The following is a 15,364-nucleotide window of genomic DNA, read 5'->3' on the forward strand; positions in this document are numbered from 1 at the left end:
TAATAGACATATGCCTAATGGGCATATGTCTATCACATGTGTGTGCCTGCTGTCACACCCATCGCCGGATTCGAATTGCGGCACAGCCGCGGCATGCACGCCTGATCAGGCTTGTGCGGCGCTGCGTCCCGCCCGCCGGCCATAGAAGCTGCCGTCGCCCAGCGAGATTCCGCTGGCATAGCCCCACGCGGCGAGCCCGGCGGCCGAACGTCCCGCCGCGAAGAGCCCGGGGATCGGCGCGCCGCTCACGTGCAGCACCTCGGCGTCGAGCGTGGTGGCCAGACCGCCAAGGGTGAACCCGCCGGTGCATTCGCGAAGGTCGATGGCCCCAATCGGCGAGCCGATGGGCTTGAGCCACTGCGCCTTCTTGTGCAGTAACGGATCGATCCCGCGGACCGCCCCCTCGTTGTAGGCGGCGACCGTGGCCTGCAGCGCGCCGGGGGCCATGCCCAGCTCGGATTCCAGATCGGCAACGGTGTCAGCCACCCAGGTGGGTGGCCGCATCATGAGCTTCGGCGAAACCGAGGCCATCGCTGCTTCCTGGGCGGCGTCGTCGAGGATCAGGTAGGCGATGTTGTCCTGGTGGTAGAGCGTCAGCTGGCCGATCCGGCCTGGATAGGTGTCCTCGGCCACGTAGCGCTGGCCCCGGCCGTTGACGATGATGCCGCGCACGAGTTGCTGCGGGTCGATGAAGATAGCGACCTCGGTGGCATCCATGTGGGCGAGGTCGGCGCCGAGCGCCTGGGCCATCCGGATCGACTGACCATCGTGTTGCTCCACCGAAGCCGCGGGCCGGCCCGCGATGCGGGGAGCGAACTGCGTCACCATGGCCTCGTTGTAGGCGAAGCTTCCCGTCGCCAGCACCACCCCGCGGCGAGCACGAAGTGCGATCTCGGTGCCGTACTGGCGCGCGACGACCCCGACGACCCGGCCGTCGGACTCGACGACGAGTCGCTGCGCGCGAATGTCGTAGAGCGCCCGGGCGCCCGCGGCCAGGGCCGTGTCGACGAGCGGCTTCATCAGCATGTAGCCGGCACTGGCCTCGCCCTGCTTCTTGTCGGCCATCTGCGGGATGTGCCCGCGCGGCGCCGGGGCGGCGATCGTGTTGAACGGGTGCGAATTCTCTCCGCCGGAGTACATCAACCCTTGATCGCCCAGCGGCTCCCAGCCTGGCTCGTCGAAGAACTCGGCCTTGAACGGGACTCCGCAGCCGACCAGCCAATCGAAGTGAGCGACGCTGCCCGCGCAGTAGTCGGCGATGCGGCTCTCGTCTGCACCCGGTCCCATCGCAGCGTTGAGAAACGCCGCCATGTTCTCGACCGAATCCTCAAAGCCGCACGCCGCCTGCAACGGCGTCCCGCCGCCGAGATAGATGAATCCGCCGGCCATCGCCGCTGCCCCGCCCCATGAGCCGGTGCGCTCAAGCACCAGGACATCGGCGCCGGCGCGGGCGGCCTCTACGGCGGCAGCGGCTCCGGCCACCCCGAACCCGGCGATGACGACATCGGCCTCGTGGTCCCAGCCGCGGATATCTGTTGCGGCAACCGGGGAGACGTCAGCGGTCACGGGCGCATCGCCGCCGGCAGGTCATCAACCCACTGGTGGCCCCAATAGCTGTCGGCGGTGATCTCTTCAGCGGTGTAATGGCTTTCATCGACCCGCATGCCCTGGGTGCCGAACTCGACGTCCCAGTCTCCGGGGGCGCGAACATAGAAGGACACCATCTTGTCGTTGGTGTGCCGACCCAGTGTCGACGACAGCTGGAAGCCGTCCTTGTTGACCCGGTCGAGAGCCTGGCCGACGGCGTCGAGCGTGTCGACCTCGACCATGAGATGGATCAGCCCGGGGTCGCGCAGTGTGGCTGCCGGGCACAGCGCGAGGCTGTGATGTCGCTGGTTGACGCCGAGGAACCGTACGCGTATCGGCCCGAACTCCGCCGGAGCGGGTATCCGGAATGCGCCACGTGACTTGAACCCCAGTGTCTCGGTGTAGAACTCGAATAGGCCGTTGACGTCTAGCGCCGGTAACACCACGTGGCCGAGGCCCTGGTCGCCTGTCACGAACCTCGCGCCGAACGGGGTGATTACGGGACTGTGATCGAGCACCGGGCCATGGAACACCTCGAGGTGGGTGCCGGCGGGGTCATCGAACGCGATGGCCTCTTCCACGCGGCGAGCATCGGCTTCGAGTAGCGACAGTTCCCGGTAGATGATGCCGGCCGCTTCGAGGGAGCGTCGGACTTCGGTGAGGCCGGCGTGGTCCCGCACCTCCCAGCCGACCGTGTCGATCCTGTCGGTATCACCCGGGGTGACGATGATCCGTGCGGCACGTTCGTCCATCCGCAGGTACAGCGAGTCGGCATCGGGCCCATTGCCCTGGGCGAAACCCAGGACCCCGAACGCGAAGTGCCGCCATCGATCGATGTCACTGGTCTGCACGGACACATATCCAAGGCTCTTGATCGGGCTCATGGAGCAAACCTCGCTAGATCATCGCCCGCAGCGGACCCTGCGGGTCCACGCCGAGTGAACTCAAGGCCGACGCGTGGTAGACGGTGCCCGGCACGTGGATCGCGTGCGCCTGCCCGACGTGGACATCGCGCCAATAGCGTTGCAGCGGCTTGTCCATCCTGGCCGCGTTGCCGCCGCAGCGTGCGAAGACCTCATCCACGGCGGAGACCGCGCGCCACACCGCGCGCACCTGCGTCCGCCGGCCGGCCGCCCGGTCCTCGAACGAGACCTCTTTGCCGGCGGCGACCATGTCGTAGATCCGGTCGGCGTTGACGAGCAGCTCCTGGCGGGCGGCGTTGATGTCGGCGGCGGCCTCGCCGATCGCATACATGACGTACGGGTCATCCTTGATCGCCACGCCGCTGGAGTTGACGCGCTCGCGCTGGTAATCGAGCGCGGCGGCGAGTGCCCCTTCGGCAATACCGATGGTGGCGGCGGAGATGCCGAGCGGGAACATTGTCGACCAGGGCATCAGATAGAGCGGCTCGGTCATCCCGGCCTCGCGCTGCGCGGTGCCGTCCATGACCTTCATTCCGTCCATCGTTCGGTAGGCCGGCACGAACGCGTCGGCGACGATGACGTCCTTGGACCCGGTTCCGCGCAGGCCCACCACATCCCAGGAGTCCTCGACGATCTCGTAGTCCTTGCGGGGCAGAATCATGTGCAGCATCTGCGGGGGCATCAGCGGTTTGCCGTCGCCGTCGCCGATCATCGCGCCGAGGATGATCCAGTCGCAATGATCGGTGCCGGAGCTGAACTGCCAACGGCCGTTGAAGAGGTAGCCCCCGTCGACCGGTGTGGCGACCCCCTGGGGCGCATACGGCGACGCTACCCAGGTGTCGACATCGTCGGCCCAGATCTCGGCGCCTACTCGGGGGTCGGCGTAGGCCAACTGGTAGGGGTGGACCCCGACCACGCCGTTGATCCAGCCCGCCGAGGGATCCAGCGCGGCGGTCGCCATCACCGTCTCAGCGAATTCACGCGGGTGAACCTCGAGTCCGCCAAAGTGTTTCGGCTGCAAGAGCCGGATGTTGCCGAGTTGCTTCATAGTCTTGACCGTGTCATCGGTCAGCTTGCCGATCTTCTCGGCTTCCGTCGCCTGATCGCGGAGCTGCTCGGAGAGCTCGGCGAGACTGTCGATCACCCGTTTAGTCATGGCAACGATGGTGGCCGCGGGGAGCGGTCAAATGCGCGCGCGATCCCGGTGAGCGGGATCGCGAGCCTCGATCAGAACTCGATCTTCAGCGTGTCAGTCCGGGGGTGTGCTTGGCACGCCAAGAACAGCCCCTCGGCGATGTCCTGCTCCTCGAGGATGGCGGCGTTACCCAGGTCAACTTCGCCGTCGACCATCGTTGCGGCGCAGGATCCGCAGTTGCCCTCCCGACAGGAAAAGGGGACGTCGAGTCCGGCGGCGAGCATGACGTCGACCAGATTGCGTCCTTTGGGCCAGCGCAGGTGGTGAACCTCTCCGTCGAGGACGATCTGGGCCTCGGCGACCTCGCCCCCGTCGTCGATGTCTTGGCTGACTACCTCGGCGAACGGATCGCCGGTCAGTGACGCGAAGACCTCCAGGTGGATGTTCTCCCGGGGAACGCCGACCTCGGTGAGCGCTTCGCTGACCACTGCCATGAACGCCTCCGGGCCGCAGATGAACGAGTGGTAGCCGGTGAACATGGAGGCGAACCCGGCCAGTTGAGCGCGGGTCGGTAGGCCCTGGATCGACTCCAGCCAGTGCAGAACAGTGAATCGCCCGGCGTAACGGGCTGCCAGTTCGCGCAGCTCGGCGGCGAAGATGACGGAACGTTCGTCGCGGTTGGCGTAGCACAGGACCACCCGGCCGTTCCCCGCGGCGAGCACCGATTTGAGGATCGACATCACCGGTGTGACCCCGCTGCCCGCGGCCCACAGTAGAAAGTCGGCGTTCAGATCGTGCGGCGTGAACAGGCCGGCCGGAGGCAACACCGCTATCTTGTCTCCGGCGGAAGCGTTGTCGCACAGCCAGTTCGAACCGTACCCGCCGGTCGTACGTTTGATCGTGACCTTGGGAGCGTCGTCGGTGTGGGGAGAGCTCGCCAGCGAGTAGCAGCGCGCCACCGACCCGGTCACGTCGCTGGGAATGCGCAGCGTCAGGAACTGGCCGGGGCGATACCCGAACCGCGTCCGGTGTTCGTCGGGGACGGAGAACACAAGGGACTTCGTGTCGTGGTTCTCCTCGATGACCTCGGTGATCGTCAGTACCACGGTGCGGGGGGCGGCTTCGGATCGGTTGCCGCATTCTGCGTCGATCATGGGTGACATCTTGAGCAGGACCGTGGATTCGGTCAGCGGTCCTCACCGGTAGCCGGGAGAAAATCTGGATGCCCGTTGACCGGGAAACGACCAGCGGCCTCAGCACGCGTGCGGCCTAACCTAGCCGTCGTGAGTAGCGCGACCGAAAATCATGTCGATGTCGTCGTGGTGGGCGCAGGATTCGGTGGCCTGTACGCCTTGCATAAATTCCGACGGCAGGGCCTGGCGGTCCGTGTCTTCGAGGCGGCGCCGGAGGTCGGGGGGACCTGGTACTTCAACCGGTATCCCGGTGCACGGTGTGATGTCGAGAGCCTGGACTATTGCTACTCGTTCTCCGATGAGCTGCAGCAGGAGTGGACCTGGACCGAGAAGTACGCCACGCAAAGCGAGATCCTCGAATACATCAAGTGGGTCACCGACAAGCTGAATTTAAGGCCGGGGATCACGTTCAACACCAGGGTCGTGTCGGCCGTCTTCGACGAAGACGCCGCGCGGTGGACCGTAGCCACCGACACCGGCGAGTCGGTTGCGGCGCGGTTCGTGGTGATGGCTACCGGACCGCTGTCCTCCCCGTTGACGCCCGACATCCCGGGCCTGGACACCTTCGGGGGCGAGACCTATCACACCGCTCACTGGCCGCACGAAGGGGTGGACTTCACCGGCAAGCGTGTCGGTGTGATCGGTACCGGATCGTCGGGTGTTCAGTCGATTCCGATCATCGCCGAGCAGGCCGCTCATCTTTACGTCTTTCAGCGCACCCCCAATTACAGCGTCCCGGCGGGCAACCGTCCGCTGACCGCCGAAGAGATCAGGTATGCCAAGGCCAATTACGCCCAACGGCGCCAAATGTCCTGGCGCAGTGGCGGGGGATCGCCGCATGTGGCGCATCCCAAGCTGACCATGGAGGTCACGCCCGAGGAGCGCCGCGCGGCGTTCGAGGAACGCTGGCAGCTGGGGGGAGTGTTGTTCTCCAAGACCTTCTCCGACCAGATGGTCAGCCTCGAGGCCAACGAGGAAGCCCGCAAGTTCTACGAAGAGAAGATCCGTGCGGAGATCGACGACCCCACGCTCGCCGAGCTGTTGATCCCCGACGACCACCCGATCGGCACCAAGCGAATCTGCACCGACACCAACTATTTCCAGACGTTCAACCGGCCCACCGTGACACTGGTCAGTGTCCGCAAGACGCCCATCGAGTCGATCGACAAGACCGGCATCCAGACCTCGGCGGCCCACTACGATCTCGACGCCCTGGTTTTGGCCACCGGTTTCGATGCCATGACCGGCACGCTGGCCAAGATCGACATCGTCGGCCGCAACGGGCAGAAGCTGGCCGACGACTGGGCCGACGGTCCTCGCACCTATCTCGGGTTAGGTGTCGACGGCTTCCCCAACCTGTTCCTGGTGTCAGGACCGGGCGCACCGGCGGTCCTGGCCAACATGGTGTTGCACGCCGAGGCGCACATCAACTGGATTTCGGATGCCATCGCCTATCTGGACCAGCACGGCTACGCGGCCATCGAGGCGACTGCAGATGCCGTTGACAGTTGGATCGCCGAGTGCAACCAGCGTGCCGACGCGACGCTCTTCCCGAAGGCGAACTCGTGGTACATGGGCGCCAACGTCCCCGGAAAGCCGCGGGTGTTCATGCTGTTCATCGGCGGATTCGCCACCTACCTCGACATCTGCGCCGAGGTGGCCAATGCCGGATACAAGGGATTCGAGCTGCGCAAGTCCTTGGCGTCCTGATGCCGAACCTCGCCGGCAGAGTCGCGGTGGTGACCGGTGCAGCCCGCGGGACCGGCCGCGCGCACTGCCTCCGTCTCGCCGACGCGGGCGCCGACGTCATCGCCGTCGATTCGGCAGCCGCGGTCGATGACCTCGCGGGTATGGCGGACGCTCTCGCAGACAACGGCAGGCGCTGCTTCACCGGCATCGCCGATGTACGGGACCTTCATGCCGTGACCGAGGTGATCGACGCGGGGGTCGCAGCGCTCGGCGGGTTGGATGTCGTCGTCGCCAACGCCGGCATCCACACCCCCGGCGCGCCGGCCTGGGAGCTGACCAGCGAAGTCTGGCAAGCGGCGCTCGACGTCAACGTCACCGGCGTCTGGCACACCGTCAAGGCGGCCGTACCGCACTTGAGGTCAGGCGGCGCGATAGTGATCATCAGCTCCACCAACGGACTTCGCGGCACCGCCGACACCGCCCACTACACCGCTAGCAAACATGCGGTGGTGGGATTGGCCCGAACCCTGGCCAACGAGCTCGGCCCGCTCGGAATCCGGGTGAACACGGTGCACCCCGGTGCCGTCGCGACGTCCACGGTCCGCAACGAGACTACCTACCGGAGACTGTGCCCCGACATCGACAATCCGACCGAGGCCGACGCGATCAAGGTGCTTGCTGGGCGCAACCTGCTGCCGGTGCCGTGGGTGGAGCCGAGTGATGTCGCCGAAGCGGTCGCCTTCCTGGCTTCCGACAGCGCCCGCTACATCACCGGTGCCCAGCTCGTCGTCGACGCCGGCTTGACCCAGAAGACATGACGATTCCTCGGCTTGCCGGAAAGGTCGCGCTGATCACCGGCGCGGCCCGTGGAATCGGGCGGGCGCAGGCGGTTCGCTTTGCCCAAGAGGGGGCCGAGATCATCGGAATCGACCTGTGCGGTCCGGTCGATACCGTTGTGGTGCCGCCGTCCACGCACGACGACCTCGCCGAGACAGCGGCGCAGGTACGGGCCGTTGGCGGGCGGATGATCACCGCGGTTGCCGATGTGCGCGAACGAGAGCTGTTACGGACTGCCATCGACAGCGGGATCCGCGAATACGGCGGACTCGACATCGTCTGCGCCACCGCGGGAATCACTTCCCGCGGGTTGGCTGCTGAGCTGCCAGAGGAGACCTGGCGCACCATGCTCGACGTTAACCTAACCGGGGTGTTCCACACCTGCCAGGTCACCGCACCGCATCTCATCGCGCGTGGAGGCGGTGCGATGATCCTTGTGAGTTCGATAGCAGGGCTTCAGGGATTGGTCGGAGTGGCGCATTACACCGCGGCCAAACACGGGGTGGTGGGTCTGATGCGTAGCCTCGCCAACGAACTCGCGACGCACCGGGTTCGGGTGAACACGGTTCACCCGACGAACGTCGACACCCCGCTGATCCAGAACGACGCGGTCCGCAGCGCGTTCCGGCCCGACCTCGACCGGCCACCGACCCGCGAGGAGTTCGCCGAGTCGGCGCGGAAGATGAACATGATCGATGTCCCGTGGGTGGAACCGGTGGATGTGGCGAATGCGTCCTTGTTTCTGGCCTCCGACGAGGCCCGCTACATCACGGCCGTGACCCTGCCTGTGGACGCCGGCAGTACTCAGCGACAAAGGTAGTGAATATGGCCGATTGTCCCTTGGTGTTCTTCTCGTTCATCTCGCTGCATAACGCGGGCCCCGATGACCATCGTCGCTACAACGAGTGGCACCAGCTGGATCATCGCCCGGAGAACCTGGCGCTGCCGGGGGTTGCCGCAGGAGAGCGCTGGCGAAGGCCCCCGGACTGCAAAGAGATATCCACGGCGACCGCGGAGCAGGAGAGCGTCGATTACGTGGCGATGTACTGGTTTCGGGAACCGGTCGAACGGTCCGTCCGGGAATGGGAGCAACTCGGCGCCGATTCCGTCCAGTGGGGCAGAGGACCGATGATCCCGGGCGTGCGCCGAACGCTGTTGGCCTTCTTCCGGCCGGTCAAGGGATACTCAGCCCCGTCGTCGCTGGTGTCGCCGGCAGCGATTCCCTACCGACCCAACCAGGGCCTGCACCTGACACTCACCCGCTATCACGACCCGCTCGGTACCGATACGCACGAGCAGTACCGGCTAGACGATCAGGTTGTGATTCCCGAATTGCTCCGGCTTCCCGGGGTGGCGGGCGCCTGGACCTTCACGCTCGATCGCCATCAGGACAACGCCATGGGCTTGCGGTCGCAAGAAGCATCCGACACCGCGGGCGCGCTGCGGATGCGACTGCTCTACCTCGATGACGACCCGCTGGTCACGACGGCGCGGGTGCGCGACCGGACCGCGGAAATCCGCGGCTCGCGAACGCTGCCCGGCCTTGGCGAAATAGTGCTCGATACCCCGCTGCGCGCCATTAACCCGTGGTTGGACTGGTGACGATCTCTTCGAAGGCCATCGATGTGACGGAAGGTGCGTTGTGGGAACGTATGTCGTAACCGGATCCGCATCGGGCATGGGCCGGCAAGCCACCGAAAAGCTCCGTGCCGCAGGGCATAGCGTTATCGGAATCGACATCAAAGACGCGGAGATATCGGCCGACCTGTCGACAACGGTGGGACGCCGGGCGGCCGCCGAAGCTGCGCTGGCTGCCTGCGGTGGCGTTCTGGACGGGGCAGTCCTCGCTGCGGGACTGGGCCCCGTCGAGGGACGACAAAGGTTGATTGCACAGGTCAACTATTTCGGCGTGGTCGAATTGCTGATGTCCCTACAACCCGCCTTGGCTCGCGCCGAGCGCGCCAAAGTGGTCGTGATTGCCAGCAACTCCACCACCACCACTCCGCTGGTGCCCCGCCGGGCGATCCGCGCCCTGCTCGCCGGCGACGTGGACAAGGCGCTGCGCGCGGTCCGGGTCTTCGGCAAGAAGTCGGCGGCCATCGTCTACGCGGCATCGAAGATCGCGGTATCGCGCTGGGTCCGCCGCCACGCCGTCACCGGTGACTGGGCCGGCGCGGGCATCCGGTTGAACGCGCTCGCCCCGGGAGCGATCATGACCCCTCTGCTGGCCGAGCAGCTCGCCAATCCCAAAGAAGCCAAGGCGGTCAAGGCGTTCCCGGTACCGATAGGCGGCTACGGCGACGCCGGCCAGCTCGCCGACTGGATGCTGTTCATGCTCTCCGATGCAGCTGACTTCATGTGCGGCAGCGTCGTTTTCGTCGACGGAGGATCTGATGCCTACTTCCGCGCCGATTCCTGGCCGGTCGCCGTGCCCGCCAGGAGTCTGCCTCGCTACCTGGTGCGCTTCCTCGGTTATGGGCGGTCCAAACGCTGAGCTCGATGACCGTTGATCCCTGTCCGAACGATTTTCAAGTAGAGGAGGTTGACGTGGCGGCCAAGGCCAGTGTCGCGATTGTAGGGTCGGGCAATATCAGTACGGATTTGCTGTACAAGCTGTTGCGTTCGGAGTGGTTGGAGCCGCGCTGGATGATCGGTATTGATCCGGAGTCGGAGGGGTTGGCGCGGGCGCGCAAGCTGGGTTTGGAGACTTCCGCCGAGGGCGCGGATTGGTTGCTGGCTCAGGATGAGTTGCCGGATTTCGTGTTCGAGGCGACCAGCGCTTATGTGCACAAGGCGTATGCGCCCAAGTACGAGGCGGCCGGGATCCGGGCGATCGATTTGACTCCGGCGGCGGTGGGGCCGGCGGTGATTCCGCCGGCGAACCTGCACGAACACGTCGATGCCCCCAACGTCAACATGATCACCTGTGGTGGGCAGGCCACCATTCCGATCGTGTATGCGGTGACTCGGGCGGTGACCGAGCAGGGCGGCAGCGTTCCGTATGCGGAGATCGTGGCCAGTGTGGCCAGTGTTTCGGCGGGGCCGGGGACGCGGGCCAATATCGATGAGTTCACCAAGACCACCTCGCGTGGGGTGGAGACCATCGGTGGTGCGCAGAAGGGCAAGGCGATCATTATCTTGAACCCGGCTGATCCGCCGATGATCATGCGCGACACCATTTTCTGCCAGATCCCCGAGGACGCCGACCGGGATGCGATCACCGCGTCGATCACCGATGTCGTCGCCCAGGTGCAGACTTATGTGCCGGGGTATCGGCTGCTCAATGAGCCGCAGTTCGACGAGCCGTCACTGAATTCCGGGGGGCGTGCGGTGGTGACCACGTTCGTGGAGGTGGAGGGTGCCGGCGATTATCTGCCCCCGTATGCGGGCAACCTGGACATCATGACGGCGGCGGCGACCAAGGTCGGCGAGGAGATCGCCCGTGAGATGGCGTCGGCCAAGGCTGGAGGAGCGAAATGAGCGATCACATCTTCGATGTGCGGATCACCGACACCAGCCTGCGCGACGGTAGCCATCACAAGCGTCACCAGTTCACGCGCGAGGAGGTCGCCGCGATCGTCGCCGCGATCGATGCCGCCGGGGTGCCGGTGATCGAGGTGACCCACGGCGACGGGCTGGGCGGGTCGAGCTTCAACTACGGGTTCTCCAAGACCCCCGACCAGGAGTTGATCAAGCTCGCGGCGCAGACCGCCAAAGACGCCAGGATCGCGTTTTTGATGCTGCCCGGGGTGGCCACCAAAGACGACATGAAAGAGGCGCAGGGCAACGGCGGACAGATCTGCCGGATCGCCACGCACTGCACCGAGGCCGATGTGTCCATTCAGCATTTCGGTCTGGCCCGTGAGCTCGGGTTGGAGACGGTGGGGTTTTTGATGATGGCCCACACCGTGTCCCCGGAGAAGCTGGCCGCCCAGGCCCGGATCATGGCCGATGCGGGCTGTCAGTGCGTGTACGTGGTGGATTCGGCCGGTGCGCTGGTGCTCGAAGGGGTGCGTGATCGGGTTCAGGCGCTGGTCGCTGAGCTCGGTGACCAGGGAGATGGGGCTCAGGTGGGTTTCCACGGTCATGAGAATCTCGGGCTCGGGGTGGCCAACTCGTTGGAGGCGGTGCGTGCCGGGGCCAAGCAGATCGACGGCTCGGTGCGCCGCTTCGGCGCCGGGGCGGGCAACGCGCCGGTGGAGGCGCTGATCGGGGTGTTCGACAAGGTCGGGATCAAGACCGGTATCGACTTCTTCGACATCGCTGATGCCGCCGAGGACGTGGTGCGCCCGGTGATGCCGGCCGAGTGCGTGCTGGACCGCAACGCGCTGATCATGGGCTACTCCGGGGTGTACTCCAGCTTCCTCAAGCACGCGGTGCGCCAGGGGGAGCGCTACGGCGTGCCCGCCCACGAACTGCTCCACCGCGCCGGCCAACGCAAACTCATCGGCGGCCAAGAAGACCAGCTCATCGACATCGCCCTGGAAATCCAACGGGAGCGTGTCGATTAGCAACCGCGGATGCGGCGGCTTGCCGGGGCGAATGGCAGAAGGAAGCCAGCGGTGGAGGTCAAGCGCCCGGAGCGGATAGCGTTTCGCCGACGCTGGGCCTCTGCTTCTGACGATCGGCGTTTTCCCTGATTGCCGTAACGGCATGTTCAAGTCGTCGGTGCAGTTCACGCGGTGTTGCTCGGTTTTGCGCGAGCGCGAGGAGATTCGCGATCCATACATCCGCCAGCAGCGCGGCGACCTGCTGGTTATGGTCGGCGCGAGTCGGTTGGTCCGGCTCCATGGCATGGACGAAGATGTCTATCAGTTTGTTCCGCACCAGTTGAGCGTTGACGGCGGCGGATCCGGTCGCTTGCAGATATGCGCGCGCCGCGGTATCGGCGAGTCTCGGTGTCACCGACAGCTGTTCAGTAAGACATGCGATGACGTGTAAGAGCCGCTGGTGTGGTTCGGCCGGCCCGACGATGTCGCCCCCTAGCTCACCCGCGAATTCACTCAGCCAGCTGTGGAGGCAGTCCAGCAGCAGCCCATCCTTTGATGGAAAGTAATGGTAGACAGCGCTGGCGGGGACCCCGGCAACGTCGGCCACATCCCGGATCCGCACCGACTCGTAGCCGTTAACGGCTTGTCGCAGTGCGGCATTGACAATGCGCTCCCGCCGGCCCCCATGATCGAGCAGACTCACGGGACGGCGCCTGTCGAGCCCTTGTGCGTGGCCGGCAGTCCAGACCTCTTTCGGAAAGCTGCGCTGGGACGGACTGGCCGGAGGATGCCGAGTCCGACAAACACGTCGATTCCCTTTCACCCGGGGCCTGTGTCCGCAACACTCGTGCGAACGTGTCTTCTGATCAGGAACGCTAGGGTGCGCGCCCAGTAATTGGCTGCTGAGTTCTCGTTCACCGGGACCCTTTCGTCGGTCGCGGTGGCAGCCGGCACCGCTCGCGTTTGCCGGTGAATGTTGGCAGTGCCGATAACGGGGCCGACCGGCCCTTGACATAAGTCAAGCGGTTGACTTAAATCAGGTGACGCCGCCGGTTCCCGGGTCGGCAGTCCATCGAGGAGGCCCATGTCGTCGCCGCCTGAGGCCACCGCCCAGTCCGACTTCAGCGGTCCCCTTCGCGGGTCGGACAGCCCGCTGGAACGGGGCACCCTCGGCGCCCTCGATGAGCTGCACGGGGTGCTGACGCCGCAGCCGGTCGGCGCCGACCGATTCCGGGTCGGCAACGAGGCCGTCCGCTTCGGGCGGATCTTCGGCGGCCAACTCGTCGCCCAGGCGATGGCGGCGGCTGCCGCCACCGTCGCCGAGCTCATCCCGCATTCGATCCACGCGTCGTTCCTGCGTCTCGGCGACTCAGGCGCACCCCTGGACATCATCGTCGAGCGCACCCGCGACGGGCGCTCGATGTCGGTGCGCCACGTCGTCATTGAACAAGACGGCAAGGCGCTGGTGACAGCGACGGTGTCCTTCGACGCCAACGCCGAGAGCACCGACGTAGGCACCGCAGCGGCCCCGGCCACAGCCCCGGAATCCCTACCGCTGCTGCAGCACTGGGCACAGCACGCCCCGGCAGGATTGGCCGGACCGGCAATGACGTGGATCGACCGGCCGCCGCCGCTGGAGATGCGCATCGGTGAAGCGCCCATCTTCCTCGGCGGCGCACAGGCACCCGGGCAGCGCACGCACTGGATGCGCTTGCCGCGCGCGGTCGACGCCGGTCCACAAGCGCACGCCGTGCTGCTGGCCTACGCCAGCGACTATCTGCTGGTGGACATGGCCTTACGCTCCCACCCGCAGCGTGTCGGCTATGCCACGCACCGGGGACTGACCCTCGACCACACCATCTGGCTGCACCGCCCGGTGCAATTCGACCAGTGGCATTCCTACACCCAGCAGACGATCGCCGTCGTCGGGCATCGCGCCCTCGTGCACGGAACCATTGTCGACGCGGCCGGGCGGCACGTGGCCAGCACCGCCCAAGAAGTTCTCATCCGGCCGACAACGAATCCGACTGCGCCCCCGGGATTTAAGGAAGGATCACAACAGTGAGTAGCACCATCGAAGCCGACCCCGCCGTCGAAACGGGTGGGATGATCCCGGTCTACAACCCCTCGACCGAGGAACAGATCGCCGAAGTCCCCGACTCCGACCAGGCGGCCGTCGACGCGGCGGTGGCCCGGGCGCGGGAGAGCTTCGAATCAGGGGTGTGGCGCAAACTGCCCGCCGCGCGCCGCGCCGAGATCATGTTCCGCGCCGCCGAAATCATCAAGGAACGCACCGCCGAGCTCGCCGAGATCGAGTCGCGCGACAACGGAATGACCGCGATGGGCGCCAGCCAGATCATCAAGGTCTCCCAGGAGATGCTGACGTACTACGCCGGATGGGTCGGCAAGATTCACGGCGAGTCGAGCAACCTGGTCTCCGACGGGCTACTCGGCCACTTCGAGGAGTACCACACCTTCACCCAGCTGGAGCCGGTCGGAGTGGTCGGCCTGATCATCCCGTGGAACGGGCCGTTCTTCGTCGCCATGCTCAAGGTGGCCCCGGCATTGGCGGCGGGCTGCAGCTGCGTGCTCAAACCCGCCGAAGAGACACCGCTGACCGCGCTGAAGCTCGAGAAGATCTTCCGCGAGGCCGGCCTTCCCGACGGCGTGCTGAACGTCGTCACCGGCTACGGCGAGACCACCGGTGCGGCCCTGACCGCCCACCCGGGAGTCGACAAGATCTCGTTCACCGGGTCCACCGAGGTCGGCCGGCTGATCGTCAAGGCCGCCGCCGGCAACCTCAAGCGCCTCACCCTTGAGCTCGGCGGCAAGTCACCGCTGATCATGTTCGACGACGCCAACCTCGACAAGGCCATCATGATGGCCGGCATGGGCCTGCTGGCCGGCTCCGGCCAGAACTGTTCCTGCACCTCGCGGATCTACGTCCAGCGCGGCATCTACGACCAAGTCGTCGAGGGCCTGGCCAACTTCGCCCAGATGCTGCCGATGGGCGGCAGCGACGACCCCGACTCGGTGCTGGGCCCGCTGATCAGTGAGAAGCAGCGTCAACGCGTGTCAGGCATCGTCAACGACGGGTTGGCCGCCGGAGCGCAGGTGATCACCGGCGGCAAGCCGATGGATCGGCGCGGCTATTTCTACGAGGCGACGATCATCACCAACACCACCCCCGATATGCGGCTGATCCGTGAGGAGATCTTCGGCCCGGTCGGATCGGTGATCCCCTTCGACGAGGAGGATGAGGCGATCGCCGCCGCCAACGACACCGAGTACGGGCTGGCCGGCGCCATCTGGACCGAGAACCTCAGCCGCGCCCACCGGGTCGCGAACCAGCTTCGCGGCGGCCAGATCTGGGTGAACTGCGCGCTCGCCGCCGACCCGTCCATGCCGATCTGCGGGCACAAGCAATCCGGCTGGGGCGGGGAGCGCGGCCGCAAGGGCCTGGAGGCCTACTTCAACACCAAGTCGGTCTACGTCAGCCTCTGACCGGTT

Annotated in this window: 14 protein-coding genes; 9 read left to right on the plus strand and 5 right to left on the minus strand. The window is 66.0% G+C overall.

The features are described from left to right. Positions 1-105 precede the first annotated feature (105 nt). The 4 genes from BST28_RS03185 to BST28_RS03200 all read right to left on the minus strand — a co-directional run bounded on the left by BST28_RS03185 (position 106) and on the right by BST28_RS03200 (position 4,799). On the minus strand, positions 106-1,566 hold the full coding sequence (locus tag BST28_RS03185; protein ID WP_083079872.1) for an FAD-dependent oxidoreductase: 1,461 nt from the start codon (positions 1,564-1,566) through the stop codon (positions 106-108). Beyond that, on the minus strand, positions 1,563-2,471 hold the full coding sequence (gene bphC, locus BST28_RS03190; protein ID WP_083079874.1) for a biphenyl-2,3-diol 1,2-dioxygenase: 909 nt from the start codon (positions 2,469-2,471) through the stop codon (positions 1,563-1,565). Before bphC ends, BST28_RS03185 begins: the two co-directional genes overlap by 4 nt. Positions 2,472-2,484: 13 nt before the next feature. Continuing rightward, positions 2,485-3,666, minus strand: coding sequence for an acyl-CoA dehydrogenase family protein (locus BST28_RS03195; protein ID WP_083079875.1), 1,182 nt, complete (start codon positions 3,664-3,666; stop codon positions 2,485-2,487). 71 nt (positions 3,667-3,737) lie between these two features. Then, positions 3,738-4,799 (minus strand): ferredoxin--NADP reductase, encoded by a 1,062-nt coding sequence (locus BST28_RS03200; RefSeq protein ID WP_083079877.1) that lies wholly within the window; start codon positions 4,797-4,799, stop codon positions 3,738-3,740. A 129-nt stretch (positions 4,800-4,928) separates the two neighbouring features. Between BST28_RS03200 and BST28_RS03205 the strand changes: the two genes are divergently transcribed. Genes BST28_RS03205 through dmpG form a run of 7 tightly spaced genes read left to right on the plus strand, consistent with a single transcriptional unit; the run spans position 4,929 to position 11,875 of the window. Beyond that, positions 4,929-6,548: a flavin-containing monooxygenase gene (locus tag BST28_RS03205; protein ID WP_083079879.1), complete on the plus strand. Its 1,620-nt coding sequence runs from the start codon at positions 4,929-4,931 to the stop codon at positions 6,546-6,548. Continuing rightward, on the plus strand, positions 6,548-7,345 hold the full coding sequence (locus tag BST28_RS03210) for a mycofactocin-coupled SDR family oxidoreductase (protein ID WP_083079881.1): 798 nt from the start codon (positions 6,548-6,550) through the stop codon (positions 7,343-7,345). Before BST28_RS03205 ends, BST28_RS03210 begins: the two co-directional genes overlap by 1 nt. After that, on the plus strand, positions 7,342-8,184 hold the full coding sequence (locus BST28_RS03215; RefSeq protein WP_083079883.1) for a mycofactocin-coupled SDR family oxidoreductase: 843 nt from the start codon (positions 7,342-7,344) through the stop codon (positions 8,182-8,184). Before BST28_RS03210 ends, BST28_RS03215 begins: the two co-directional genes overlap by 4 nt. Before the next feature lie 5 nt (positions 8,185-8,189). After that, complete coding sequence (locus tag BST28_RS03220; RefSeq protein WP_083080029.1) at positions 8,190-8,966, plus strand: hypothetical protein; 777 nt, start codon at positions 8,190-8,192, stop codon at positions 8,964-8,966. A gap of 40 nt (positions 8,967-9,006) precedes the next feature. Beyond that, positions 9,007-9,858, plus strand: a complete 852-nt coding sequence (locus BST28_RS03225; RefSeq protein WP_083079884.1) for an SDR family oxidoreductase — start codon at positions 9,007-9,009, stop codon at positions 9,856-9,858. A gap of 53 nt (positions 9,859-9,911) precedes the next feature. Further along, positions 9,912-10,844 (plus strand): acetaldehyde dehydrogenase (acetylating), encoded by a 933-nt coding sequence (locus BST28_RS03230; RefSeq protein ID WP_083079886.1) that lies wholly within the window; start codon positions 9,912-9,914, stop codon positions 10,842-10,844. Continuing rightward, on the plus strand, positions 10,841-11,875 hold the full coding sequence (gene dmpG / locus BST28_RS03235) for a 4-hydroxy-2-oxovalerate aldolase (RefSeq protein ID WP_083079887.1): 1,035 nt from the start codon (positions 10,841-10,843) through the stop codon (positions 11,873-11,875). The genes BST28_RS03230 and dmpG overlap by 4 nt, the downstream gene beginning before the upstream one ends. Before the next feature lie 58 nt (positions 11,876-11,933). On the opposite strand, the gene BST28_RS03240 is transcribed toward dmpG, so the two are convergent. After that, positions 11,934-12,557 (minus strand): TetR/AcrR family transcriptional regulator, encoded by a 624-nt coding sequence (locus BST28_RS03240; RefSeq protein ID WP_165758042.1) that lies wholly within the window; start codon positions 12,555-12,557, stop codon positions 11,934-11,936. 381 nt (positions 12,558-12,938) lie between these two features. On the opposite strand from BST28_RS03240, the gene BST28_RS03245 reads away from it, so the two are divergent. Together BST28_RS03245 and BST28_RS03250 are read left to right on the plus strand one after the other, a co-directional pair. Then, positions 12,939-13,919: an acyl-CoA thioesterase gene (locus tag BST28_RS03245; RefSeq protein WP_083079891.1), complete on the plus strand. Its 981-nt coding sequence runs from the start codon at positions 12,939-12,941 to the stop codon at positions 13,917-13,919. Positions 13,920-13,960: 41 nt separating this feature from the next. After that, entirely contained in the window at positions 13,961-15,358 is a 1,398-nt protein-coding gene (locus tag BST28_RS03250) for an aldehyde dehydrogenase family protein (RefSeq protein ID WP_083080030.1), read from the plus strand. Positions 15,359-15,364: the final 6 nt, after the last annotated feature.

It is taken from the genome of Mycolicibacter kumamotonensis (assembly GCF_002086285.1).
GTDB lineage: Bacteria > Actinomycetota > Actinomycetes > Mycobacteriales > Mycobacteriaceae > Mycobacterium > Mycobacterium kumamotonense.

Coding starts and splice junctions, on each gene's coding strand:
- bphC (WP_083079874.1), bottom strand. CDS start 2,471: ATGAGCCCGATCAAGAGCCTTGGATATGTGTCCGTGCAGACCAGTGAC.
- BST28_RS03195 (WP_083079875.1), bottom strand. CDS start 3,666: ATGACTAAACGGGTGATCGACAGTCTCGCCGAGCTCTCCGAGCAGCTC.
- BST28_RS03200 (WP_083079877.1), bottom strand. CDS start 4,799: ATGATCGACGCAGAATGCGGCAACCGATCCGAAGCCGCCCCCCGCACC.
- BST28_RS03210 (WP_083079881.1), top strand. CDS start 6,548: ATGCCGAACCTCGCCGGCAGAGTCGCGGTGGTGACCGGTGCAGCCCGC.
- BST28_RS03215 (WP_083079883.1), top strand. CDS start 7,342: ATGACGATTCCTCGGCTTGCCGGAAAGGTCGCGCTGATCACCGGCGCG.
- BST28_RS03220 (WP_083080029.1), top strand. CDS start 8,190: ATGGCCGATTGTCCCTTGGTGTTCTTCTCGTTCATCTCGCTGCATAAC.
- dmpG (WP_083079887.1), top strand. CDS start 10,841: ATGAGCGATCACATCTTCGATGTGCGGATCACCGACACCAGCCTGCGC.
- BST28_RS03245 (WP_083079891.1), top strand. CDS start 12,939: ATGTCGTCGCCGCCTGAGGCCACCGCCCAGTCCGACTTCAGCGGTCCC.
- BST28_RS03250 (WP_083080030.1), top strand. CDS start 13,961: ATGATCCCGGTCTACAACCCCTCGACCGAGGAACAGATCGCCGAAGTC.